A 25,600-nucleotide genomic window follows, 5' to 3' on the forward strand; every position below is an offset into this window, starting at 1 on the left:
TACTATAAATATTGCCCTGCCAAAGAAACATTTTTATATCATGTGGTTGATTGGTGGGGGAGCGACCGACGAAGCGATATACTTTTTTGACACTTTGACTTAAAGAGATATAGATTTTCAACAACAAAAAAGCAGAGTAGCGTTTTGCTACTCTGCTTTATTTTATTCAGTACTACCGGTACCATCATCCGGTGCGGTTGGTTCAGTTGGCGTTGTTGGCGGCTTGCTACCATTATTGTTGCCGTTGTTGTTACCTGGGGGGGTACCGTTATTTCCTGTATTGCCGCCGTTACCGTTCCCACCGGCGTTACCATTGCCACCAGTATTAGCATTACCATTGTTGCTGTTATTGCCATTGTTACCATTTCCGTTACCATTGTGGTTACCGTTGTCCCCGTTGTTACCATTTTGATCAGGTGCTGTTGGCTCCTCAACATCAGGTTTATCCGGAGTATCTGGCTCTTTGTCTTTATCCTCTTCATCAGTCGTACCTGCTATTTGGAAGGTAGCTGTACCTGGTTTACTGCGTGTATCCTCAACAACTGCTACGACAGAAATCGTGTAATTGCCATCTTCTAGTTCTTTGCTGCTAATTGATAAGTCTTTGCTTTCCGTTGTACCAAGAGAAATAGTTTTTCCGCCTTCTCGTTTAGCAGATACCTCGAAGGTAGTTGGTAGCGGTTCATTTGTTTCCGGATTAAGCATTGCATCATGCTCCCAAGAAATATTGATTGATTGACCTTCTATATCAAGGCTTGCACTTACATTGTAAGGTGAAGCAAGTTCCGGCATTGCGTATTCATCTGAAACATCCTTAGGCTCTGTACCACGGACAAATAGCTCTGTTCGACGTTTCTCACTTGGAGTAAAGTTACTTGCTAATTTAAGTGGCTTTGTGCCTGCTTCAATTGTAGCTTCCACAACTGAGCTTGGTTTTTTGAAACGTGGTGTTTCAACGTTCGCCGAAATCCCTTTCATAATTTGTTTAAATAAATGTTGTGGTAAACGACGTTCATCCCAAGTTGTAATAGGATCAAAGTGTTTTTCATAACCACTCCAAATAGCGATTGAATAGTTTGATGTGTAACCAGCAAACCATGAATCAGGTACACTTGTAGCCGGTAAATTATGCTTATTAAAATCAGCGCGTGAATAGTTTGTTGTACCTGTTTTACCTGCGATATCTAATCCAGGTACATTGGCTGCAGTACCTGACGCATCAGGTTTATTACCGACAACATCACGTAACATATCTGTCACCATATAAGCTGTATAATCACTCATTGCTACAGTTGGCTCTGGTGTGTATTCTTTTGTTGTTTTACCGTCACGGTAAACGATTTTTATAATTGAATGAGGATCAGTGTAAACACCATTATTCCCAAATGCTGCAAAGGAAGCAGCCATTTGCGTAGGAGACATCGTAATATCCCCACCACCGATCGCATCAGATTCGTAAACATTTTTAGCATCAATACCTAAACGGCCAATAAATTCTTTAGCTTTATCAATACCAACTTCTTGTAATGCTTTCACAGCTGGAACGTTACGTGAAGCATATAAAGCTTTACGTGCTGTTATTGCTCCCATATACTTATTATCCCAGTTTGTGATAGTTTGATCGGAATTTGAGTATTTCATAGGTTCATCCACAAGTGTTTGACCTGTTGACCATTTTAAATTTTCAATTGCTGGACCATAATCTAGTAATGGTTTCATAGTTGAGCCTGGTTGATGATGCATGTCATATGCATAGTTCCAACCGCGTTCAGCCCCGTAATTGCGTCCGCCACCGATTGCTTGAATTTGTCCAGTTTTCGTATCAATGACAGACACACCCGATTGGATTTCTTTTGATGGGAAGTTACTGTCATCATTCATAATATTTTCAACAATTTGCTGAGCATTCGGATCAAGAGTTGTGTAAACTTTAATACCTTCTGCCATTGCACTACCATCACCGTTATCCTCTAGTTCATTAATAACAACATCAAGGAAGGCATCATATTTAGAGCCAGAGAATTTTTGACGTGTCGCATCGTCAGCTAGGCCAGCTTGTACGTTTACTTTCTTAGCTTCCTCCATTTGAGCTTTTGTAATTTTACCATGTTGATACATTAATCCTAGAACTGTATTACGACGTTTTTCTGCAAGTTCAGGATTTTTCAATGGATTGTAAGCATTTGGACGTTGTACTAAACCTGCAAGTAATGCCTCTTCATCTAAAGTTAAATCTTTTAGCTCTTTTCCATAGAAATATTGGGCTGCTGTACCGAAGCCATAAACACGACCTGACATCAGCATTTTGTTAAAGTACATTTCAAAAATTTCTTCTTTTGTATATTTACGTTCTAATTGGAAGGAAAGCCAAGCTTCCTGTGCCTTACGTTTTAATTTTTTTTCATTTTGTAAAAATGAGTTTTTAACAACTTGTTGTGTTAATGTCGAAGCCCCTTGTGCCCCGAAGCCATCACGGAAGTTAGCGAGTATTGCACCACCCAGGCGATAAAAATCCATACCACCGTGTTCGAAAAAGCGTACATCTTCCGTTGCAAGGATCGCATTAATCATATCCTCTGGTATATCTTCATATTTTACATATTTACGATTTTCTGCACCAATTGTTGCAAATAAATCACCGTTTTTATCATAGAACTCTGAGGAAACTGGGTCCTTCAGTAAGTTTTCATCTAGTTCAGGTGCGCTACTTGCATAATAGGCGAATAACCCAGCACCTCCAATAAAACATGCAGCTATAACAGCTACTATTGTTAACGTAATGCGCTTGAACCATTTTTTCTTCGATGGTTTCGGAGCGCTTTTTTTATTTTTTTGAGCGAGAGCCTTTTGATGCTCACCGCGTGTTGGACGACGTTCAGTCATTCTACTATCTCCTCACTTTCAGAACCATGGCTTTTTGCTTCAATTAGCTTTTGAACAATCGGTAAATAATCGATCCGTGGATAATAGCTTGTAGGAATTTCAAAAGCTTCCTTTTCTATAGTTGTAAAGGGAATCGATTTACGTTCACCGTTTTCCATCGCTAGCCAGGCCTTTTGTAAAACATCGTATGGCACGATAAAATATCGTTCAAAAGCTGAGAAACGAACGATAATAAAAGCCACACCATTTTGTTCCGTCACTTGCTGCATATGTGTCATTTGATGTATATGAATATTCTTTAGGGGAAAGCTGGTCTTTGAAGCAGTTTCCTTTGCATCAAAATCAATATAATGCCCATCCCAAACACCATTGTAATCTGTTGTTGACGGTGTTCGGAAATAAGCCTCACGAATAACTGCAGCACTTCGTGATGGGTACTCTACTTTGACGATTTGCACGGGAACAGGTTTCTTATGAATGATAGCAAGTCGCCTTTTTACATAATAATCATTTGCTTCATTAATTTCATCTTCTAGTGTTTTCCCTCGATTACTAAAAGAAAAATCCTTGTCCTTTCCCTTTTTTGCTGTTTTTTGAACAGTTGGATTAGGGGAATATAATTTCCCATTCGGATAACGAATTGTCACTTAGTTCACCCTCTATAATACTGCTATTATACAATAGTTTACCATGATTAAGTAGCAGTTCTCCACTTCCAATAATAGTATGATTGATGCTAGATTAGCGGTAGTTTAAATTACCATTAAATAACCGATCCTTGGGCAAATTTCGCCTCTTAAAGTCGAAAAATATCATGGAATATAACTCGAGAATCGTCAAAATAACTGATGAAATTTCCAAACGAATTTATAGAAAAAACTGGTCTCTCGTTAGTTTCTCTACTTAATAGACGATTTAGAAGACTACGAAAATAGACTAGTTCAATTAAATTTTATCGAAATACTTCTTCTTTCAGCTAACTTACGCTTATTTTGTCACGCATGAAGGGTATTTTATACATGCGAGGAATACATAAATTAAAGCAAAGGAGGCGTTATTTTGAACAAGTTAAAACAATTAGTTGCGCAGTTGGATCTGGTCAATCAATTACTGTTAACGAGAGTGTCTTTGGAAAACAACGCACAGAGCATGAATTTTTTTATGCAGCTTAAATCTGTTAGCCAGAAAGTAAGCTTAGCAGAAAAGAACTGGCAAGTAAAGAATGCTTGTTCGCCTATTAGTAGTGAAAAATGATAGACTTTGGTACACTTATCTCATATGCAATATAAATAACCCAATATGAGTATTTTTCATACATTATCTACCACAATGAGTGATGTACCTTCAATAGTACTCATCACCAAAAGCTAGGGATGTCATTATCTTGAAAGATATGCCATTTATATGGGCAGATTGATGTGATGACTGGGCAACGCTTTAGTCACTGGTAAGACCTCGAGAATGCGCTAGTAGTGGACAAGACTAAAAACATTATATGTCCTGTGATAGCTCTTTTGAGACCAACATTGTGCGCTGTCGTTGCTCTTCCCACAGTCGAACGAAAATCAATCTCAAGTTTATGGTGATGAGCCATAAATAGAGCTTTTATTCATCATTGGGAGTAATATAACTCATATAATATAAATAATTTTGTAGACTAAGGTAGAACGAAATTTAGAATAATAGGTTCGCTTGCGCTCATGGAAATGCAGGTGAATCTTTATTGTAAGGATGGATTCAACCTAAATACGATAAAATTCTAAGGTTCATCACCAAAAGTTGTGTTGAAACATGTGACAAGTAATGCGTTAGAGGCTATCAAACGAACCTCGGTTGTTGCTGTCGCTACGCTTTTGCACAGAAGAACCTTGGTTGTTCCATTCGGACGCCCTAGGAAAATGCTTAGCCGAAACGGATACAACCCAACTTTATGATGATGAGCCTTCATTAATGAGATGAGGTGCGAAATTGTTGTTACTGCAGCAAACTTCCCAATTAATAGATGAATGTGAAAAATGTGTTTCACGCTTTTGGCAAATGCGTGAGGAGGATCGTTCTCCTGACTTTTTTGTGGAGGTTAAGCCACACGCTGATGTCATTCACCAGCTTTTAAAGGAATGGCAGCAAGAGGCGAATAAGTGGATTCAAAAAAATCAGCCAAAATATATGCATACACAACAAATTGCTTCAGCGGTGGAATCGATGGAGCAATTTGTTGTGCAATCCTTTTATAAAGAAACGAGTAAAAAGCGTTTTTTAGATGCGATTCATTCAACGTCTTATACATTAAAGATTTTTGAAAGGTTAGTGAAGGAGATAGAAACAGATGTTATCGAAAAAAAGGACCATTAGTGAACTGTTAAACGAGTGGAGATATGATGAGGAGTTAAAGGAACGCATTTTACACTGGCAAACGCTTGAAGGGCGTGAAGCAAAATATGCACCTTTACCAGAAAATTTACATCCTTCACTTGTAAAGGCTCTTCGCACAAGAGGGATAGAACAACTGTATACCCATCAACGTCAGGCGTTTGATTATGCGATGGAGGGTGTTTCTTTTACTGCCGTTACACCAACAGCTTCTGGAAAATCATATTGCTACCATTTACCGGTACTACAAAAAATATTAAATGATAAAAATTCACGCGCGATTTATTTATTTCCAACGAAAGCTTTAGCGCAGGATCAGAAAAATGATTTAAATGAATTAATCGAACAAAGCGGTGAGGAAATTTTAAGTTATACGTATGATGGAGATACCGCGCCTGGCATTCGCCAAAAAGTTCGTAAGGCAGGGCATATTGTAATGACAAATCCTGATATGCTTCATTCAGGGATTTTGCCACATCATACGAAATGGGTTTCACTATTTGAAAATTTGCAGTATATCGTCATTGATGAGTTGCATACATATAAAGGTGTGTTTGGCTCGCATGTTGCGCACGTTATTCGAAGATTAAAACGTATTTGTGAGTTTTATGGCAGTAAGCCGATTTTCATTTGTACATCAGCAACGATCAAAAATCCAAAAGAGTTAGCGGAAGCTTTAACGAATGAAAGCCATGCCTTAATTAGCGATTCTGGAGCGCCAGTTGGGAAAAAGACATTTCTTTTTTATAATCCACCAATCGTCCATAAAACATTTGGCGTGCGTCGAAGTGCTGTTTTAGAGGTGAGCGATCTCGCGAAAAGATTATATACAGCAGGTATTCAAACGATTATTTTTGCCAAAAGTCGTGTGCGAGTAGAAATGATTGTGACGTATTTAAAGGAGCTTACACGCAATAAGCTTTTAGATGAATCGGTGAGAGGTTATCGTGGTGGTTATTTACCCTCTGAGCGACGTGTTATTGAACGAGGGCTTCGTGATGGTACTATTCAAACGGTGGTTAGTACAAATGCGCTGGAATTAGGCGTTGATATTGGCCAATTACAAGCATGTATCATGACAGGATACCCGGGAAATATCGCTAGTGCTTGGCAGCAAGCGGGTCGTGCTGGTCGTCGTCAGGACGAGGCGCTAATCATTTATGTAGCGCAATCGGCAGCACTTGACCAGTACGTAGTGAACCATCCACTTTTTTTACTTGGCAGTGCACCAGAGGAAGCGCGTATTTATCCTGAAAATATGTTGATTTTAATGGATCATTTGAAATGTGCAGCGTTTGAGCTACCATTTTCCGTACATGATATGTATGGTGAATATGAGATTCAGGAGTTACTGGCCTATTTAGCGGAGGAAGGCGTTGTTTTTAAAACGAGTGAGAAGTGGCATTGGATGAGTGACCGTTTCCCGGCACATGACATTAGTCTTCGTTCTGCTTCACAAGAAAATGTTGTGATAATTGATATGACTATTCCTGCACAAACAAAGGTTATCGGTGAAATGGATCGTCATAGTGCGATGACATTGCTTCATGAAGAGGCGATCTATTTGCATCAAGGCATACAATTTCAAGTAGAAAAACTTGATTGGGAAGAAAAGAAAGCCTTTGTACGAGAAGTAGATGTCGATTACTATACTGATGCAAATTTAGCAGTAGAGATGAAGGTGCTAGAGGAAGATCGGAGCCGAGATTATCAGGGTGGAGTTATTGGCTTCGGTGATGTTGGGTTAGTCGCGCAGGCAACGATCTTTAAAAAAATACGCTTCGGTACACACGATAATATCGGTTCTGGTCCTATTCATTTACCGCCTGACGAAATGCATACAAGCTCATCGTGGCTATCATTCTCTGCGCTAGAAAAATGGTCAGAGGCGGAACTTACGGATGCCATGACTGGAGCTGCCTATGCGATGAATGCGTTCATACCTTTGTTTATTCAATGTGATAGTAGTGATGTAGCAGTTGTCCCACAAGTAAAGGCAACTCATAATGAGCAACCGACGTTTTTTGTTTATGATAAGTATCCTGGTGGTATTGGTCTAAGTGAAAAAGTTTATGAACTATGGGAAGAGCTATTATCGAGAACTCAGCACCATGTAATGAGCTGTGCTTGTGAATCAGGTTGTCCATCGTGTATAGGAGCTCAAGATAGCTTGCAGCAGGGGAAGAAGAAAGTAATAGAGCTGCTTCAAGTTTTAAATTAAAGTACAAAGAGGGCTTGATAGGAAAAAGTCTAATACTATTCCTAAGTCCTCTTCTTTCATTCGTGTATAAATCAATTCCCGGTTGCTCAATTTCAGCGAAAAATCTACTATTAGTCAAATAGATTTCAATTATTAACTTTATCCACTAAATTGGCCTGTACTCTACGACGAAATCAAAACGACAAGAGTACTCGTCTAGCCCTTCTAAAAATCACGTCCTTTTTAGCTAAAAGTTGCACTATGATTACTATAAGTTATACTTGTGGTAAAAACTCAAAATAGTTTATAGCAAGCAAAGAAAAACGTACACAAATTTTAGCAATTTTACATGCAGAAAATGAGTGAAGGAAATGTCTTACGAAAATAAAATTTTACAAATGAAAAAAATGCTCGGTAAAAAAACGACAACAACTATAAAAAAAGAGGAAAAACCTGTTTATCAAAAGCCTATTGCTCCAAGCTATACAGAGCGGTGGGAAAAAGCGGGCTTAACGGTTGTAGAAAATGATTTCGGTATTGTTTTTAAACGACAAGTGCGTTATCCATTTAGTTATCAGCATGGTCATTATAAATTGCAGTCATTTTTTGATGCATTAGGAAAATGGCAAAAGGCAAAGTTCGAACATCCATATGCGTTAGCAATGAATGAAAAAGTATTGTTTTTTGATACGGAAACGACTGGGTTAAAGGGTGTAGGTACACAAATTTTTCTTCTGGGCTTTTTAGAAGTGTCAAAAGAAGATGAAAGCTTTATTTTAACGCAATTTATTCTAGCCGATCCTGCTCATGAGGCCGCGTTACTTTTTGAATCGAAGCTTTGGCAAAAAACAGCAACGGTAATTACCTACAATGGAAAAAGCTTTGACTGGCCGCAACTTGAAACACGTTGGACACTCCATCAAAAAGAATTACCTAAATTGCGTACACAGCGGCAAATTGATTTGTTGCATAGTTCAAAGCGTTTATGGAAAAATGATATGGAACGAATGAAATTAAAATCTGTGGAAGAAGAGAAGCTTGGCTTTTCCCGTATTGGAGATATACCTGGATATCTAGCACCAATCATTTATTTAGATGCCATTAAAAGCGGTGTACCAGATGCACTTATGAAAGTCCTTCTTCACAATGAATGGGATTTACTTTCACTGATTACGCTTTATGTCCATTCTACAAATTTGCTGTTTGAGGAGGCAAGCGAAGAATCGGCAAAAACGTTTACAAATATCGGGAAATGGTATGCTGATTTAAAAGAGGGTTCACAGAGCGTAAAAGTTTTGGAAAAGGTAACGACCCAATTTGATGCACTCGAAGCAGGAAATGCACAATATTATTTAGCAATCCAGCATAAAAGAAATAAAAAGTTTAGTGAAGCAATCGATGCATTTGTGGCTGCTCTTCATTTCGTTGATTCACGAAAAAAGTTGCATGTATTAGAACAGCTCGCTATGATATATGAACATCAAATGAAAGATTATAACCAGGCCATTTATTATACGCAAGAGGGCATAAAATTAATTAAAAAGAATGAGCAATGGAGAGTAGAACAAAAGGAGAAATGGGAAATTTCTTGGGAAAAGAGGTTACTCAGATTAGGAAATAAGAAATAATTTCCCGGGTAAGCGCAAGAAACGACAAGTTTAGCCTTACATTTGATGTTTTCAAACGATATAATATGATGAAGTGTGCTATAATGTAACGTATGTAGTGTGAGGAAGGGCGATGTGAATGGATATTAAATTAACGTCAAAAATGATCCTTGAAAAGGAATTTAAGAAAAATTTTAAAGGCTACAATGTTGAAGAAGTCGATTCATTTCTTGATGAAATAATACAAGATTATGAAACGTTTGAAAAAGTGGTGGCCCAACTTCGTGAAGAAAATAAACAGCTAAAAGAAGAAATTGATAATACTCCTAAGAGACAACCTGTTGCATCTGCTACTGGTACGACAAACTTTGATATTTTAAAACGTCTTTCGAATTTAGAGAAACACGTATTTGGTAGTAAGTTGTACGAATAATTTTTTGTCAAATATATTGTATTTATCATAAAACTCTAGTATAATCTTTTTATCATCATGAAATTCTGGTAATCGCTGCGGCGCTAGACGTCGTAGAGGAAAGTCCATGCTCGCACGGTTCTGAGATGACCGTAGTGTTCGTGCTTACTGAAAAAATAAGGTAAGGCAGCTGTAAAGGCTGACGGCGGAAGGAAAACCTAAGTCTTAATGATATGGTTGAAACTTCCTGAAAGTGCCACAGTGACGTAGCTTGCTTGGAAACAAGCAAGGTGGAACGAGGTAAACCCCACGAGTGAGAAACCCAAATTATGGTAGGGGCACTCTCTTGAAGGAATTGAACGGATAGAGGGACAGAGCTTGCTCTGTAGATAGATGATTACTACCCGGTCGTACGAGGCGATAGCTGTTTGAGTACTCGGGAACAAAACATGGCTTATGGAATTTTATTGATGCTTATTATGAAATGACAAGCGCTCTCCAATTTGGTGGAGAGCTTTTCTTTTGAATACAGTAAGAAAAAGTTACTTGTTAATCATGTCTAGGCATGCGCGATATACGTTTGAGAATAAGGCTGTACACTGTTGGTCATGCCCCTGTCGCTACGATTCAAAACATAAACATCTAATAAACTATTATCGCAACGATGTACATATTGTCTACATACGAGTAGACTGACGCAAAAGCGCTTTTCTGAAAAATAAGGGTAGTAAAGAGAGATAGGATGGAGCGGAAACATGAACGGAGTGAACGATAGTCTGGAGAAGCTAAATTCGATTTCCAAATATCCTACTGCTTTAATGACAAAAATCTTCGAAAATGTATCTGAAGGCATTATGATTACGGATAAAGAGAAAAGAATAGAATTGGTCAATCCTGCATTTGAATTTGTTACCGGCTATAAGCGTAATGAAGTGATTGGAAAAACGCCAGCCGTTCTACAGTCAGGTGTTCACGAATTGCAATTTTATTTAGATATGTGGCAAAAGATACGACAAGAAGGCAATTGGCAGGGGGAAATATGGAATCGTCGTAAAACAGGAGACGTATATCCAGAATGGTTAACAATTGTTGGTATAACCAATGATGAAGGAGAAATTACAAATTACTGTGGCATTTTCACAGATTTGTCTGAGAGAAAAATAGTAGAAAATGAACTAGAAAAGCGTTTATTAACTGACTCATTAACGGAAGTATCAAATCGATTTGCATATATTGAAAGAATGGATAATCTACTAGAATCAACTTCTACTATTTCTCATTCAGTACAGCATGCAGTCTATTTTTTAGATTTAGATCGATTTAAGCAAATTAATGATACGTTAGGTCATGCGGTCGGAGATACCATTCTAGTAGAAGTGGCAAAGCGCTTAAAAACATTATTGAAAAATAAAGATATCATTGCTAGATATGGTGGTGACGAATTTATTATAACGTTAACAAACGTGAAGAATGCCAAAGAAGCCGCAAATTTTGCTGAACAAATTATTGGGATTATTGAACAGCCTTTGGATATTAATGGTCAAGATATTTTTATTTCTACGAGTATTGGTATTAGTATGTATCCATTAGATGGTGAAGCAACGGAGCAATTGATTCATTGTGCTGACAAGGCAATGACATATTCAAAAAAGAATGGCCTTAACGACTATGCTTTTTATTTTGATGAATTGAAGACTGACTCTCAGCGTGTTTTATTATTAGATTCAGAACTACGAAGAGCAATCGAAAACCGGGAATTTGATTTGCACTTCCAACCTAAAGTATCTATGGAAAATGATGAAATTCAAGGGTTAGAGGCACTGGTTCGTTGGAATAGTGAAAGACTAGGATTTGTTTCTCCAGCAGAATTTATTCCGTATGCTGAGGAAACAGGATTAATCATTCCTTTAAGTGAAGTGATCATAGAAAAAGCTTGTGAAGCAGTTATAGAGATGCGTCAATGTGGCTACAAAACGCCAATTGCTATTAATATTTCAAGTATTCACTTTAAGCAACAAAACTTTTTAGACTCTGTTCAGTCAATATTAGAGCGTTATAACACGCCTGCTAACAATTTTGAAATCGAAGTTACAGAACGTACTGTAATGAACAGTGCCAATGAAACGGTTAGCAAACTTGTGCAACTGAAGAAAATGGGCTTTAAAATTTCTATTGATGATTTTGGGACAGGTTATTCATCCCTTAGTTATCTGGTGCGCTTCCCCCTGGATTATTTAAAAATCGATCGAAGCTTTATTCAGCATATTGGCTCACTCGATGAAAAACAGGCAGTAGTGGATGCAATTATTCAAATGTCGCATCGTCTAAAAATGAAAGTTGTTGCTGAAGGTGTAGAACAAGCACAACAAGTGGATATACTACGTAAAATGAACTGTGATATAATTCAAGGTTATTATTACAGCAAACCGTTGCCACTTCACGAACTTATTGAGTTTATGGAGTATTGGGAAATTGAACATCAAGGAAGGAATTAGTGTATGGCAAACTATAAATTAGTAGCAACTGCAGCAATGGGACTAGAGTCTATTGTAGCACAAGAGGTACAGGCGTTAGGCTATGAAACAACAGTCGATAACGGCAAAGTGTATTTTGAAGGTGACGAAACGGCCATAGCACGGACAAACTTATGGTTGCGTGTAGCTGACCGAGTAAAGATCGTTGTAGGACAGTTCCCTGCTAAATCTTTTGAACAATTATTTGAAAGTGTAAAAGCGCTACCTTGGGAAAAATACTTACCAGTTGATGCAGCTTTCCCGGTATCGGGGAAATCTGTTAAATCCAAATTATTTAGTGTACCCGATTGTCAGGCAATTACTAAAAAAGCAATTGTAGAGCGCATGAAACAACATTACAAGCGTTTAGGATTTTTAGATGAATCAGGTGCAACGTATAAAATAGAAGTTTCAATTTTAAAAGATGTGGCGACACTTACTATTGATACTTCGGGTGCTGGCTTGCATAAGCGTGGTTATCGTCAAGCACAGGGCGAAGCACCATTAAAAGAAACATTAGCAGCGGCACTTGTACAAATTTCAAAGTGGAATCCGAATCGACCATTTGTTGATCCATTCTGCGGTTCAGGGACAATTGCATTAGAAGCAGCGATGTTTGGCCAAAATATTGCACCAGGCTATAATCGTGAATTTATTTCAGAGAATTGGCCATGGATGAAGGCAAAAATTTGGGATGCAGTGCGAGATGAAGCGGATAGCTTAGCGAACTACGATCAGCCATTAGAAATTATCGGGTCTGATATAGATCATCGTATGGTGAGTATTGCACAAGAAAATGCATTAGAAGCGGGCTTTGGTGATATGATTACGTTCAAGCAAATGCAAGCACGTGATTTTACAACACAGCTAACAGATGGTGTTATGATTGGTAATCCACCATACGGAGAGCGTATTGGTGACATCGAAGTCGTGGAGCAGGTCATTCGTGATTTAGGAAAAGTCATGAAAAACTATCCGACTTGGTCTGTATACATGCTGTCTTCAATGAAAAACTTTGAGGAATTGTACGGTCGTCAATCGACGAAGAAGCGTAAATTATTCAATGGCTTTATTGAAACAAATTATTACCAGTTCTGGGGACAAAAGTCTAAAAGAGATTAACAAACGGTAACGGAAGATAAGATTTTTTCTTATCTTCCGTTTCGTCGCGTATAATAGGAGCAGATAGTTAGAGGGGGAACGTCAATTGCGTAAATCTTTACCATTTGTATTAACGAAGGACCGCTCATTTTTTGAGTCATTAGGTGACTGGATGGGGGACGTCCTTTACGATGAATTACCAGAAAAGGGCTTTGAATGCCGTGATGAACAAATTTTTATGGCATATCAAATTGAGCAAGCTTTAAAAGAGAAAAACGTGCTTTTTGCTGAGGCAGGTGTAGGAACTGGAAAAACAATTGCCTATTTACTACCAGCTGTATCCTATGCACGTTATACTGGAAAACCAGCCCTGATCGCATGTGCTGATGAAACATTAATCGATCAGCTAGTAAAAGAGGGCGGCGATATTTATAAGCTACAAAAAACATTAGGTCTTGAAATTGATGTTCGCTTAGCAAAGTCACGAGATCAATATTTATGTTTAAAGCGTTTTGAGGAAGCTGAAAAAGTGGTGTCCGATGAATGGATCGACGATATTGCGTTTTCTATACCTGATGGCGTATATGCACAGGGCTCGATGATTGCTATACAACCTTATGGTGAGCGTAGTGATTATCCAACAGTTAGTGATGAAGATTGGCAAAAAGTAAACTACAACTCGATTATGCAGTGTTCTGTATGTGAGCTACGTAATCGATGTGGTCAAACATTACATCGTGCACATTATCGTAAATCGGCGGATCTCATTATTTGTTCACAAGATTTTTTAATGGAACATTTAGCTACAAAGGAATCTCGTGAACGTGAAGGGCAATTAGCTTTATTGCCTGAAGTGTCAATGATTGTACTAGATGAAGGCCATTTATTAGAATATGCCGCACAAAAAGCAATGACGTATAAAGTACAGGCGACAACAATTGTTACATTGTTAGAGCGTTTAATGGTAGATGGTGTGCGAGAACGTACATTATATGCGATGGAAAAATTACAAGATGACCATGAGTTATTTTTTGACCAGCTACGAGATGATCTAGTAGCTTCTGAAGAAGAGCGTAAACGTATTAATAAATCGCCAAATTTATTGAAATACGGTAAACAACTTATTGCTGATGTTGAAACATTACTCGAGGAATTTGTCTTTGAATCTGAAATGTATATGATTCCAGAATATGAATTAAATATGGCAGAGGAGTATTTAGAACAATACGAGGCATCCTTACGTATTTTCATAGCGCAGGGAGATGCAGTCGATTGGTTAGAGGAAACTGATGGAGAGGAAACGCTCGTAATTATGCCGCGCCTCATCACAGAAGTTTTAGCAGAAAAATTATTCTCTAAAAAACTTCCAATAATATTCTCTTCAGCAACATTATCAGTCAACAAAGATTTTTCCTATATTGCTTATAGCTTAGGAATTCGTGATTATCAATCATTTTCTGTTCCATCACCATTCGATTATGAAGAAGTTATGCGAATTTATTTACATGAGCTATCACAAAAAGGGAAAACGGCGCGTGTTCAACAGTTATTACATGACGGAGAAAAAACATTAATTTTATTTAAATCAAAACAAGCGATGTTAGATTTCAAAGCAGAGTTACCTCTTATGGAACGGATGTATGTAGCGTTTGAGGGGGACCGTGAACTATCAGGAATTGTGCGTGATTTCCAAGAAGGTACGATCAAAACATTATGCTCCTATCATTTATGGGAAGGTCTAGATTTGCCAGAGGAGGCATTAACACGAGTTATTATTTATGATTTGCCTTTCCCTCCACATGATCCATTATTTGATGCGAAACGTACATTTGCTGAAAATCCATATGAAGAAGTGGAATTACCGTTTATGCAACTTCGTTTACAGCAAGGAATGGGGCGTTTAATTCGTACTTCAAATGACCATGGAGATATTCATATTTTGTTAAATGAAGAAGAAGCTAAGCAACGTGAAACATTTGAAAATATATTAGCCGTTACACCAGAAATTAAGTAGAAAAAAGCGAGTTTGCATCTGATGCAAGCTCGCTTTTTTTGTATATTAAAATAATAATTCTATCGCAAGATAATGATGAAATTGAAAAAAGTGTTGAATATTTCTCTTTTAAGCTATATAGTTCTTTGTAATGCAACGAAAATTATTAAAATAAATTATTTTTTATATTGAAAATAATTTTGCAAAAGGTTTATAATGATGACAAGAAATTTTAAGAATAATCAAAATCAACATTTGGTTTTTCCGTGATAGGGGGGTTGAGCCTGTCGAACATTCAATCGGTGTGCCAAAAATATACGAGCTTGTCTGCAACAGATGTAGAAAAGTTAATAGAAATAGAAGCTACATTATCGTATTATGCTGAGTTGACAGATTGTTATATGTTCATAGATTGTATGCTGGAAAACTTACCACATGCAATTGTTGTGGCAGAGGCTTTCCCAAAAACAAAAAGTGGCTTATACGAAAAATCTGTAATTGGCAAATTTGTATTTGAAAGCTTCGAACCAGCAGTATTTGCTGCGTTTAAAAATAAAGAAAAATCATCAATTACTCGGGCAATCACACAGGAAGGTATAACGGTTGAACAAAACGTTGTCCCTCTCTTTAATGACCAACAACAGGTGATTGCAGTGTTAATCCAGGAAAAAAAGGTGGAAGTGCAAACAACACCAATAGATGATTTTCGACATATGCCTTTTGCATTAATTGAGCATATTGTAGAGCCAAATTCTCAACCGATTCCAGTAGTTTCTGATTTGCTCGTAGAATCCATTATTCTCACAAATCATGAAAACAAGGTGATCTATAGCAATCCTGCGGGTCACCGATTTATATCGGAACTATCAGGGCTAGAACGTTTTGACAATGTTGCATTGAATAAGATTTTACCTTTTTTACAGGAGGTCTATGATAAGGGCGATGATGTCTTTTTCTTAGAAATTACGATTGATCGTAAATCCTTTATTGTAAAGAAAATTCCTATTCGTGATCAAAACGATAAAGTGACACTCCTCATTATTCACGATCTTACAGAGCTAAAGCTGAAAGAAAATGAACTAATGATGAAAACATTTGCTATACGAGAAATTCACCACCGCGTGAAAAATAATTTACAGACCGTTTCAAGTCTATTGCGCCTGCAAATGAGAAATGACTTGTCAGCTTCTAGTGCAAGTGCATTTCAAGAGGCATTAAACCGAATATATAGTATTTCATCTGTTTATGAACTTATTTTAGAAAATGAGGATAACGCTGAAGAGAAAGTAGACGTTATCGCATTGTCTAAAAAAATTGGACATAAAATGGTTGGGACATCCAACACATCATCTATTCAATTAACCTTTCATGACGATAATGTACAGTTATTTTGTCATTCTAAAAAAGCTGTTTCGCTCGCATTAATCATTTGTGAGCTACTGCAAAATGCACTGAAATATGCTTTTATTGGTCGTGAGGAGGGTACAATCGATATTCAATTTCAACAGGATGCTTTTTCTATTTCACTTTATATTTCTGACAACGGCGTTGGAATGCAAGAGGTGAAAGCATCATTTGGAATGGAGATTATTACAAGGCTTGTTGAATATGATCTAGCTGGCACATTTTCAATTATCCCTAGCGAACAAGGTACACATACTCATATTCAGTTCCCTGTAAGTGAGGAGGTATTTATCTTAAATGACTAGGAAAGTTATGATTGTCGAAGATGAGTCGCTTATTGCAATTGATTTGAAGTTTATGCTAGAGGATAACGGCTACGAAGTGGTAGCACAAGCGAATAATGGAGAATCAGCCATTGAGTTGGCTTTTACACATAAGCCACAGTTAATTTTAATGGACATTAAAATGCCAAAGCTGGATGGTTTAAAAGCAAGCAAAATTATTGAACAGCAACTCGGTATACCGGTGCTATTTATATCAGCTTATAGTGAAAAAGAATTGTTGCTGTACATGAAGCAGGACAATATTTTAGGCTATGTTATGAAACCGTTTTCTGAGAAGAATGTCCTTCCGGCGTTGGAGGTGGCATTTCACCAGATTGATAAGTTCAACCGTTTAAACGGGGAATTGCTGTATAAACAGACAGAATTAGAAAAGCGAAAAATAATCGAACGAGCAAAAGGTTTGCTCATGCAGTCAGAAAACCTTAGTGAGGACGAGGCTTATAAAAAAATTCGCAATGAGAGTATGCAGACCCAACAGGAAATGGTGCTTATTGCAAGGCGCATTATCAATTCATTACAAGTAAATAGTTAAAGCAAAGACGCTTTAAAGAGATTTCCTCTTTAATGCGTCTTTTTTTTATAATAACAAAATTTTTTAGCAAAACTAAAGGGGTGATGAGAAGGATGGCAATGATAGGAACGGTTATCGTTTATATTATTATGATTTGTGCAGTTTTAGGAGCAATCGGAGCAATTCGGGATGCTGAATATGGAATCGGGAAAGAGTTTATGAATGGTATTCATACGGTTGGACATATTTTTGTACCTGCTGCAGGGATCATGGCTGCTATACCTTACTTAACGTGGTTTATAAGTCATTTTATTAGTCCGATTTTTGAAATGATTGGTGCTGATCCAGCTATTGCAGCAACGACAATTTTAGCCTCGGACATGGGAGGATACCAATTAGCGAATGCGTTAAAAGAGTCGTATGAAGGATGGGTGATGGCTCTAGTTGTCGGATTTATGTCAGGCGCAACAATCGTGTTCTCTATTCCGATGGGACTTGCCATGTTAGATAAGCGAGATCATAAATATATGGCTTTAGGTATTATGGCGGGGGTTTTAACAATTCCGATTGGAGCATTTATTTCTTCCATCATGATTGTGACATTTAATACAGATGTTCGTGAAGTGATTAGTACAACAGCGGAACCAACATATGTTTTTGCCATTTCAGTTTTACAAATATTAATCAATTTATTGCCTTTATTTATTTTCGTAGTGTTAATCGCGTTAGGTCTCAAGCTAGTTCCAAACGGCATGATCAAAGGCTTCATGATTTTTGGACGCGTGATGGATGCTGCTATCAAGCTAGTACTAGTGTTCTCGATTGTAGAAATTTTTACAGGTATTTTTACAAAGATTTTCGGTGCATGGGGCTTTGATCCAATCATGGCAGACAAAGTCGATCAATTCCGAGCATTAGAAACCGCTGGGTATATCGGTATTATGCTAGCGGGAGCATTCCCAATGGTGTACTTAATTAGAAAATATGCATCGAAACCTCTAGAAGCAGTAGGAGGAAAATTAGGCTTATCATCAGTAGGTAGCGCAGGTATTTTAGCGACAATTGCTAATATTTTAGCCATGTTTACACTCGTTCGACATATGCCACCTAAAGATAAAGTTATTAACATTGCTTTTGGAGTCTGTTCAGCATTCCTTCTAGGAGACCATTTATCGTTTACGGCTAATTTCCAGCCGACAATTATTTTACCTGTTATTGCTGGTAAGTTTTTAGCTGGTGTGATCGCTATTATTTTAGCTTACAAGCTATCTGTTCCAACGGCTCTAAGGCTAGAACAAGAGGATCGTAAAGCAGGCATTATTAAAGAAGGTGAATATTTAACAGATAACAATGTTGAAAGAGGTGATGACGTGTGAGTGAAGAAAAGAAACGGTTTATTCAAGAATTTGTACCAGGTAAGCAACTAACATTGAGTCATCTAATAGCAAATCCTGATCCTGATATGTTTCAAAAGCTGGGCATTCAAGAAGCAGGTGCACTGGGCATCATGACATGTACACCGAGTGAGACGGTGATTATCGCAGGAGATTTAGCGACAAAGGCAGCCAATGTAAAACTAGGATTTCTAGATCGATTTACTGGCAGTCTCGTTATTGTTGGAAGTGTATCTGAGGTTGAAATGGCGATGTTAGAGATTAATCGTTTTCTATCAGAGATGCTAGGCTATACGCCATCAAAAATAACGAAGTCATAGGATGTGCCATATGAAAAACCGAGTAATGATTATAGGTGGTGTGCAAGCAGGTAAGTCGACGCTGATGAATGCGTTATTGGGGAAAGATAGACAAGCCAATAAAACACAGGCGCTCGTTTATGATGACTGGATAGTTGATACACCCGGAGAATATATAGAAAATCCGATGTATTACAGAAACATTATGGCAACATCGCTTGAAGTGACACATGTGATTTATTTGCAGGATGCCACCTCATCAAAGAGTGTTTTTCCTCCGCAATTTAGCTTAGGAATTCCTAAATACCAAATTGGTGTTATCACAAAAATTGATGCACCACATGCAGATGTAGAAAGAGCAAAAGCGTTATTACAAAATGTCATGACGCATGGTCCGATTGTGAAAACCTCTTCGTGGCAAAAGCTTGGTATTGAGTTTATTGCGCCACTTATTCAGCTCCATTCTGACGAAGAAATTCGTCAGTTTGTAAAGGATCGTGACAGTCCTTATCTCATGTATTGTCCCTTAAGTGGCGAGAGGGGAGAGTAAGTTGAAGACAGAAAAAATTTATAGTGCAGGCATTGATATTGGTACAAGTACAACAAAGATGGTGGTCAGTAGTTTTCTATTGAAAAACGTTGCAGGTTTAACGCATGTGCCCCGTATAGAAATTATTGAAAAAACAGTTCTCCATCAAAGTCCTATTATTAAAACACCGTTTATCAATAAAGAAATTATCGATATGGAAAAAATCGAGCAATTTATTTTTCAGCAATATCAATTGGCCCAAATTGCACCAGCAGATATTTCAACAGGTGCCATTATTATTACAGGCGAATCTGCCACGAAGGAAAATGCCAGCGAGGTTGTTCATGCGATTGCAGATACAGCCGGACACTTTTTAGTTGCAACTGCTGGACCCGATTTGGAAGGCATCATTGCAGCAAAAGGAGCAGGTACATTACAGCAATCAAAAAATACTGCCAAAGTTATCGCTAACATCGATATCGGCGGTGGTACTGCAAATATTGCGGTAATGCAGTTTGGCGAAGTAATGGGTACGTGTACATTGCATGTCGGTGGAAGACTTATAGAATTTCAGAATGGCCTTGTTCAATCAATTTCGCCACCCATTATGAAACTAATGGAGAGATGGCCAAAGCCATTAAAGGTTGGTGATTCAGCAGAGGATGTACATGTTACACAATTAATCCAGGAAATGGCGGATATAGTAGCGATGACGCTAAGCGGACAATTAACAGACGAACGGCATCCTTTATTGCTAGGACATTTGCCAACTTGGGGTAATCCGATTGATGCACTCGTTTTTTCCGGTGGGGTAGCTGCCTGTATTTATGAAAATGAATGTACAAATCGTCAGTATGATGATATCGGTGAAAGGTTGGCAAAAAAGCTTTTAGAGCATGAACAGCTACAATCCTTTTTATGGCTAAAACCTGAGGAAACAGCAAGGGCAACAGTGACGGGTGCGGGGACGCAAACAACCGAGATCAGTGGTGCAACGATTCAAGTAGATGCGGAAGTATTACCTTTAAAAAATGTACCTGTTTTCAATTGCCATATAGATACGCACAGCAAAGAATTCGACGATGCGGTGAAAAAAGCCATTGAACGAGCCGATGCTCTATTTTCTACCCAGGAGAATCGCTCGCCGTTTGCACTCTATTTTAGTCAGTTACCATATTTAAGCTTTCAGGATGTTTATGTATTATGTAAGGCTATTTTGAAGCATTTAGCGACGAGAAGCTCCAAGGAAATACCAATTATCATAGTCATTCAATCAGATTATGCAAAAGTTATTGGGCAAACGATACAAGCGATCAATCAAACAGTTCCTATCATTTGCATCGATCAAATCAAAGTAGAAACAGGTGATTATATTGACATTGGGCAAGTACTGCCGTCAGGTGTTGTCCCAATCGTCGTAAAAACACTTGCTTTCCACTCAAAGTAAGGAGGATGAATGTGAATCTATCGGTGATATTTGGTGGAGAAAAATATAATTTTAAGTCATTAAAGGATGTAATGGCTAAGGCCAATGAAGAAAAATCAGGTGATCAGCTAGCGGGGATTGCGGCTGAATCTGTACAGCAACGAATTGCGGCCAAGGCCGTTTTAAGTGAGCTATTAGTGAAGGATATAAGAGAAAATCCACTAGTTCCTTCTGAAAATGATGAAGTATCACGCATTATTGAAGGTGATATTAATGAGCAAATTTATGAAGAAATTAAAAACTGGCGTATCGAACAATTAAGAGAATACATTTTATCCAATGAAACAGGCGATCGGGAATTAAAACGCTTAAGCAAGGGCATGAATTCAGAAATTATTGCGGCCGTAACAAAGCTAATGTCCAACTTAGATCTTGTCCATGCTGCCAATAAAGTAGAAATACTGTCGACTTGCAATATTACGATTGGGCAAAAGGGCACACTTTCCTCGAGATTGCAGCCAAATCACCCAACAGACAATATCGACGGTATTATTGCCTCCTTAAAAGAAGGATTGTCCTATGGCATTGGCGATGCAGTCATAGGTATTAACCCAGTTGATGACTCAGTTGAAAGTGTAAAAAAAGTATTGCATGCCACAAAGGAGTTTATCAATGATTGGTCAATTCCTACACAAAACTGTGTGTTAGCACATATTACAACACAGATGAAAGCCATTAAACAAGGGGCGCCAGCCGATATGATTTTCCAAAGTATTGCTGGAACAGAAATTGCCAATCGCTCGTTCGGCATTTCTGCTGACCTAATAAGAGAAGCAGAAGAGCTTGTGAAAAAGCACGGAACAGGAACAGGTCCGAACTTATTCTATTTTGAAACAGGACAAGGTTCGGAGTTATCTGCTGAGGCCCATATGGGTATTGACCAAGTAACACTTGAATCGCGCAATTACGGTTTTGCTAGACATTTTAATCCGTATATTGTGAACACGGTTGTTGGCTTTATTGGACCTGAGTATTTATACAACAACAAACAGGTAATACGTGCTGGCCTTGAAGATCATTTCATGGGTAAAATGCACGGTCTCCCAATGGGCGTAGATATTTGTTACACAAACCATATTAAGGCAGACCAAAATGATATTGAAGATTTAAGTGTTTTGCTAACAGCAGCTGGTGTCAACTTTATTATCGCTGCCGCTATGGGCGACGATGTCATGCTGAACTATCAGTCCATGAGTTTCCATGATGTCGCAACATTACTTCAAACGTTTGGTAAAAAACCAGCTCCTGAATATCTAGCGTGGTTAGAAAAAATGGGCATCTATGAAAATGGTCGTCTATCTGCAAGAGCCGGCGATTTATCTATATTTGAAAGGTAGGTGAATCCATTGAATGAACAATTAGTATCGATGATTACACAGCTCGTTATGGAAAAGATGGGCAATAATGCGTCAGAAAAGTCTTCTCATGACACAGCTGTGCCAACAGAAAACCAAAAGGAAACACTTATTAAGTTAAACAATACGGTAGCTAATGCTAATGGTACTGATGAAGTAGCAAGCCCAAGCACAATAGAACAATCAAATGAACCATTAATTAAGCTTTATCATACTGAATCAAGTAATGATGAACAATCGTATTACAGTGGAAGTAATGATGAATCGACATATACTTCAGTACCTATCACAGAATTTAAATTTGAAGAGGATGAAGTGTCTGAAAGTGTTAAAGCTGCAAAAAAGCATACACCAGCAAGGATTGGTGTTGGCAGAGCTGGGACAAGGCCTAAAACAAAAACTTGGCTAAAGTTCCGACTCGATCATGCAGCGGCAGTAGATGCGGTATATGGAGAAGTGACAGAAGAGCTACTACAAAAGCTGGAAGTCTTTCAAGTAACAACAAGAGTATCAGATAAAGAAGAATACATTACTAGACCAGATTTAGGTCGTCGTTTATCAGAAGAAGCAAAGACACTTATTCAAGCTAAATGTACAAAAAATCCAAAAGTACAAATCATTATTTCTAACGGATTAAGTGCAAGTGCGATTGAAGAAAATGTGCAAGACGTTTACTTAGCATTACAGCAAAGTCTTCGCAATTTAAATATTGAAATAGGAACTACGTTCTATATTGATAAAGGGCGTGTTGCTCTTATGGATGAAATTGGGGAGCTTTTACAAGCAGAAGTGATTGTTTATTTAATCGGTGAGCGCCCTGGACTTGTATCGGCTGAGTCTATGAGTTCCTATATATGCTATCAACCTAGAATTGGCACAGTAGAAGCGGATCGAATGGTCGTTTCGAACATTCATAAAGGTGGTATCCCACCATTAGAGGCAGGTGCTTATATAGGAACGGTCGTTCAAAAAATATTGCATTACAAGGCAAGTGGAGTAAGTCTTGTGGCAAAAGAAGGTTAGGGGGCAAACAATGAATCCTCAAAAACTTATGGCAGAAATTTTGGCGATGCAAATCATTCCAAGAGTGAATAATGAATTAGCAGAGCAATTAGACTTAAAGCCATATCACAATAGCATTGGCCTCGTAACGCTAACAATAGATGATGTTGGATATGTAGCGTTGGACGAGGCGACGAAAAAAGCAGATGTTGATGTTGTTTATGCGAAAAGCTTTTATGCTGGAGCGGCACATGCATCTGGTCCATTATCTGGTGAGGTCATTGGCATCATTGCTGGTAGCTCGCCGGATGAAATACGCAGTGGTTTTGATGCGATTCAGCAGAAAATTCAGTTTGATACGTATTTTGAAGCCATTCTTCAAAATGAAAGCCACGCTCTTTTTGCGCATACTGTAGCGAGCTGTGGTACGTATCTGGCTGAGCTAGCCAACGTTAAGGTTGGAACAGCCCTTGCTTATTTAATAGCACCGCCCCTTGAGGCTGTAGTCGGTTTAGATGCGGCATTAAAGGCGGCAGATGTAGAACTAAAGGTTTTCTTTGGTCCACCATCTGAAACCAATTTCGGTGGCGGTTTATTAAGTGGTAGCCAATCTTCCTGCCAAGCTGCTGCAAATGCTTTTAGAGAAGCTATTGAAAATTTAGCGAGAAACCCAGTTGTTTAGAAAGGAGGGGCTTTAGTGGCCACACTAGATAAAGATTTATTAGCAATTCAAGAAATGAGAGACGCGGTGAGACATGCCAATATTGCCCAGGCTGCTTATATGCAGTATTCACAGCAGCAAGTAGATCATATCGTTAAGGCTGTTGCAGATGCTGCATTTAAAGAGGCAGAACGTTTGGCAAATATGGCCGTTCAGGAAACAGGGATGGGCATACCTAATCATAAAAAAATGAAAAATGAGGTAGCCTCTAGAGATGTTTATGAAGATATTAAAGATTTAAAGACTGTTGGTGTCGTTGGTTTCGATCGAATGAAGAAAGTGACAGAGATTGCCAGTCCGTTTGGAGTCATCGCTGGCATCGTACCAACAACAAATCCAACATCAACAGCAATCTTTAAAACACTTATCTCATTGAAAACTAGAAATGGTCTCGTACTAAGCCCACACCCATATGCGGTCGATTGTACAAAGGAAGCTTTAGAGATTTGTAGAGTAGCTGCAGAACAAGCTGGAGCACCTGCTGGATTGCTACATTGTTTAACAATGTCTTCTATGGAAGCTACGCAGCAATTAATGAAGCACCCAGATATTCACTTAATTTTAGCGACTGGTGGCGGTGCTCTAGTAAAAGCAGCCTATAGTTCGGGCAAACCTGCTTACGGTGTAGGACCAGGAAATGTTCCAGCTTACATTGAAAAATCGGCGAATATATCCAAATCCGTTCGCCAGCTTGTGCAAAGTAAGTCTTTTGATAACGGCACAATTTGTGCTACAGAACAATCAATTATCGTAGATAAAGTCATCGCAGAGCAAGTGTTAACAGAGCTTAAGAAAAATAATGCTTATATTTTGAGTGATGAAGAGAAGGTGAAGATGGAGAAGCTGATTTCTCCAGTCCCTGGGAAGGTAAATCCTCAAATTGTAGGGAAGTCAGCAGCTTGCTTAGCAGATTCTATCGGTATTACCGTGCCGGAAGATACAAAAGTACTAGTTGGTATGGAAACGATGATTGGCAAGAACATTCCATTTTCACTGGAAAAACTATCACCGATTTTTGCGTTATACACTGTCGAGGACAGTACGGAGGCAAAACAGGTAATGATTGATTTACTAAACATAGGTGGACGCGGGCATACATGCTCGATTCATACAGAAAATACAGCTTTGGCTGAGCAGTTTTCAGTGGAATTACCGGTGTCTAGAATTGTTGTTAATACATTATCATCCATCGGCGCAGTTGGTGGAACTACTGGATTGGCACCATCCTTTACATTAGGGTGTGGTACTTTTGGTGGCAATATTACGTCCGATAACATTACAGCAAGACATTTATTGAATATTAAACGCATGGCTTATGGCATTAAAGATGTAGAAGTGCCAAAACCAGAATTTTTAGCAAAACCAGTAGTAGACAATATCAAGGCACACGATCCATCTTTGGATACAGCAGTAGTTCAACAAATTGTTGATCAAGTATTAAAACAAATAACATTACAAAATAAATAATTTGGAGGA

20 protein-coding genes and 1 other RNA gene are annotated in these 25,600 nt (G+C 38.3%); 19 read left to right on the forward strand and 2 right to left on the reverse strand.

The window, feature by feature from the left end:
* Positions 1-162: 162 nt before the first annotated feature.
* A complete protein-coding gene (locus tag MY533_RS06970) occupies positions 163-2,883 on the reverse strand; it encodes a transglycosylase domain-containing protein (RefSeq protein WP_248718514.1) in 2,721 nt (906 codons plus the stop codon).
* Positions 2,880-3,530 (reverse strand): Holliday junction resolvase RecU, encoded by a 651-nt coding sequence (gene recU, locus MY533_RS06975; protein ID WP_248718515.1) that lies wholly within the window; start codon positions 3,528-3,530, stop codon positions 2,880-2,882. The genes MY533_RS06970 and recU overlap by 4 nt, the downstream gene beginning before the upstream one ends.
* Before the next feature lie 412 nt (positions 3,531-3,942).
* Between recU and MY533_RS06980 the strand changes: the two genes are divergently transcribed.
* From MY533_RS06980 to MY533_RS07070, 19 genes are all read left to right on the forward strand, one after another.
* Positions 3,943-4,137 carry a hypothetical protein gene (locus MY533_RS06980; RefSeq protein ID WP_053482465.1) on the forward strand — a complete coding sequence of 65 codons (195 nt, stop codon included), beginning with the start codon at positions 3,943-3,945 and terminating at the stop codon, positions 4,135-4,137.
* Positions 4,138-4,851: 714 nt separating this feature from the next.
* Positions 4,852-5,235 (forward strand): YppE family protein, encoded by a 384-nt coding sequence (locus MY533_RS06985; protein WP_248718516.1) that lies wholly within the window; start codon positions 4,852-4,854, stop codon positions 5,233-5,235.
* Positions 5,210-7,474: a DEAD/DEAH box helicase gene (locus tag MY533_RS06990; RefSeq protein WP_248718517.1), complete on the forward strand. Its 2,265-nt coding sequence runs from the start codon at positions 5,210-5,212 to the stop codon at positions 7,472-7,474. The genes MY533_RS06985 and MY533_RS06990 overlap by 26 nt, the downstream gene beginning before the upstream one ends.
* Before the next feature lie 350 nt (positions 7,475-7,824).
* Entirely contained in the window at positions 7,825-9,081 is a 1,257-nt protein-coding gene (locus MY533_RS06995; protein ID WP_248718518.1) for a ribonuclease H-like domain-containing protein, read from the forward strand.
* 118 nt (positions 9,082-9,199) lie between these two features.
* On the forward strand, positions 9,200-9,493 hold the full coding sequence (gene gpsB / locus MY533_RS07000) for a cell division regulator GpsB (protein WP_132359074.1): 294 nt from the start codon (positions 9,200-9,202) through the stop codon (positions 9,491-9,493).
* 60 nt (positions 9,494-9,553) lie between these two features.
* An RNA gene (gene rnpB, locus MY533_RS07005) (RNase P RNA component class B) lies at positions 9,554-9,934 on the forward strand.
* A 293-nt stretch (positions 9,935-10,227) separates the two neighbouring features.
* Positions 10,228-11,967 (forward strand): GGDEF domain-containing phosphodiesterase, encoded by a 1,740-nt coding sequence (locus MY533_RS07010; RefSeq protein WP_248718519.1) that lies wholly within the window; start codon positions 10,228-10,230, stop codon positions 11,965-11,967.
* Positions 11,968-11,970: 3 nt separating this feature from the next.
* A complete protein-coding gene (locus MY533_RS07015; protein ID WP_132359068.1) occupies positions 11,971-13,107 on the forward strand; it encodes a THUMP domain-containing class I SAM-dependent RNA methyltransferase in 1,137 nt (378 codons plus the stop codon).
* An 85-nt stretch (positions 13,108-13,192) separates the two neighbouring features.
* Positions 13,193-15,100: an ATP-dependent DNA helicase gene (locus MY533_RS07020; RefSeq protein WP_248718520.1), complete on the forward strand. Its 1,908-nt coding sequence runs from the start codon at positions 13,193-13,195 to the stop codon at positions 15,098-15,100.
* Between the two features lie 257 nt (positions 15,101-15,357).
* Positions 15,358-16,788 carry a sensor histidine kinase gene (locus tag MY533_RS07025; protein ID WP_248718521.1) on the forward strand — a complete coding sequence of 477 codons (1,431 nt, stop codon included), beginning with the start codon at positions 15,358-15,360 and terminating at the stop codon, positions 16,786-16,788.
* Positions 16,781-17,359, forward strand: coding sequence for an ANTAR domain-containing response regulator (locus MY533_RS07030; protein ID WP_132359062.1), 579 nt, complete (start codon positions 16,781-16,783; stop codon positions 17,357-17,359). The genes MY533_RS07025 and MY533_RS07030 overlap by 8 nt, the downstream gene beginning before the upstream one ends.
* 92 nt (positions 17,360-17,451) lie before the next feature.
* The gene (gene eutH / locus MY533_RS07035; RefSeq protein ID WP_248718522.1) at positions 17,452-18,714 is read left to right on the forward strand and encodes an ethanolamine utilization protein EutH; all 1,263 of its coding nucleotides are present in this window, start codon (positions 17,452-17,454) and stop codon (positions 18,712-18,714) included.
* Positions 18,711-19,052, forward strand: coding sequence for an ethanolamine utilization microcompartment protein EutS (gene eutS, locus MY533_RS07040; protein ID WP_024363381.1), 342 nt, complete (start codon positions 18,711-18,713; stop codon positions 19,050-19,052). The genes eutH and eutS overlap by 4 nt, the downstream gene beginning before the upstream one ends.
* Before the next feature lie 10 nt (positions 19,053-19,062).
* Positions 19,063-19,581: a EutP/PduV family microcompartment system protein gene (locus MY533_RS07045; RefSeq protein ID WP_248718523.1), complete on the forward strand. Its 519-nt coding sequence runs from the start codon at positions 19,063-19,065 to the stop codon at positions 19,579-19,581.
* 1 nt (position 19,582) lies between these two features.
* Positions 19,583-21,007: an ethanolamine ammonia-lyase reactivating factor EutA gene (locus tag MY533_RS07050; RefSeq protein WP_248718524.1), complete on the forward strand. Its 1,425-nt coding sequence runs from the start codon at positions 19,583-19,585 to the stop codon at positions 21,005-21,007.
* Between the two features lie 5 nt (positions 21,008-21,012).
* Complete coding sequence (locus MY533_RS07055; protein ID WP_248718525.1) at positions 21,013-22,383, forward strand: ethanolamine ammonia-lyase subunit EutB; 1,371 nt, start codon at positions 21,013-21,015, stop codon at positions 22,381-22,383.
* A 9-nt stretch (positions 22,384-22,392) separates the two neighbouring features.
* The gene (gene eutC / locus MY533_RS07060) at positions 22,393-23,424 is read left to right on the forward strand and encodes an ethanolamine ammonia-lyase subunit EutC (RefSeq protein WP_248718526.1); all 1,032 of its coding nucleotides are present in this window, start codon (positions 22,393-22,395) and stop codon (positions 23,422-23,424) included.
* A gap of 10 nt (positions 23,425-23,434) precedes the next feature.
* Positions 23,435-24,085: an ethanolamine utilization microcompartment protein EutL gene (eutL, locus tag MY533_RS07065; RefSeq protein WP_248718527.1), complete on the forward strand. Its 651-nt coding sequence runs from the start codon at positions 23,435-23,437 to the stop codon at positions 24,083-24,085.
* Positions 24,086-24,100: 15 nt separating this feature from the next.
* Positions 24,101-25,591: an aldehyde dehydrogenase family protein gene (locus MY533_RS07070; RefSeq protein WP_248718528.1), complete on the forward strand. Its 1,491-nt coding sequence runs from the start codon at positions 24,101-24,103 to the stop codon at positions 25,589-25,591.
* Positions 25,592-25,600: the final 9 nt, after the last annotated feature.

The organism is Lysinibacillus sp. Ag94 (assembly GCF_023242215.1).
Taxonomy (GTDB): domain Bacteria; phylum Bacillota; class Bacilli; order Bacillales_A; family Planococcaceae; genus Lysinibacillus.

What these genes read in the sequence shown, in the direction of transcription:
- MY533_RS07055 (WP_248718525.1), top strand. Translation starts at nt 21,013, where the DNA reads ATGAATGTGAATCTATCGGTGATATTTGGTGGAGAAAAATATAATTTT.
- MY533_RS06990 (WP_248718517.1), top strand. Translation starts at nt 5,210, where the DNA reads ATGTTATCGAAAAAAAGGACCATTAGTGAACTGTTAAACGAGTGGAGA.
- MY533_RS07030 (WP_132359062.1), top strand. Translation starts at nt 16,781, where the DNA reads ATGACTAGGAAAGTTATGATTGTCGAAGATGAGTCGCTTATTGCAATT.
- eutL (WP_248718527.1), top strand. Translation starts at nt 23,435, where the DNA reads ATGAATCCTCAAAAACTTATGGCAGAAATTTTGGCGATGCAAATCATT.
- gpsB (WP_132359074.1), top strand. Translation starts at nt 9,200, where the DNA reads ATGGATATTAAATTAACGTCAAAAATGATCCTTGAAAAGGAATTTAAG.
- MY533_RS07010 (WP_248718519.1), top strand. Translation starts at nt 10,228, where the DNA reads ATGAACGGAGTGAACGATAGTCTGGAGAAGCTAAATTCGATTTCCAAA.
- eutH (WP_248718522.1), top strand. Translation starts at nt 17,452, where the DNA reads ATGGCAATGATAGGAACGGTTATCGTTTATATTATTATGATTTGTGCA.
- MY533_RS07015 (WP_132359068.1), top strand. Translation starts at nt 11,971, where the DNA reads ATGGCAAACTATAAATTAGTAGCAACTGCAGCAATGGGACTAGAGTCT.
- MY533_RS06995 (WP_248718518.1), top strand. Translation starts at nt 7,825, where the DNA reads ATGTCTTACGAAAATAAAATTTTACAAATGAAAAAAATGCTCGGTAAA.
- MY533_RS06970 (WP_248718514.1), bottom strand. Translation starts at nt 2,883, where the DNA reads ATGACTGAACGTCGTCCAACACGCGGTGAGCATCAAAAGGCTCTCGCT.
- MY533_RS07045 (WP_248718523.1), top strand. Translation starts at nt 19,063, where the DNA reads ATGAAAAACCGAGTAATGATTATAGGTGGTGTGCAAGCAGGTAAGTCG.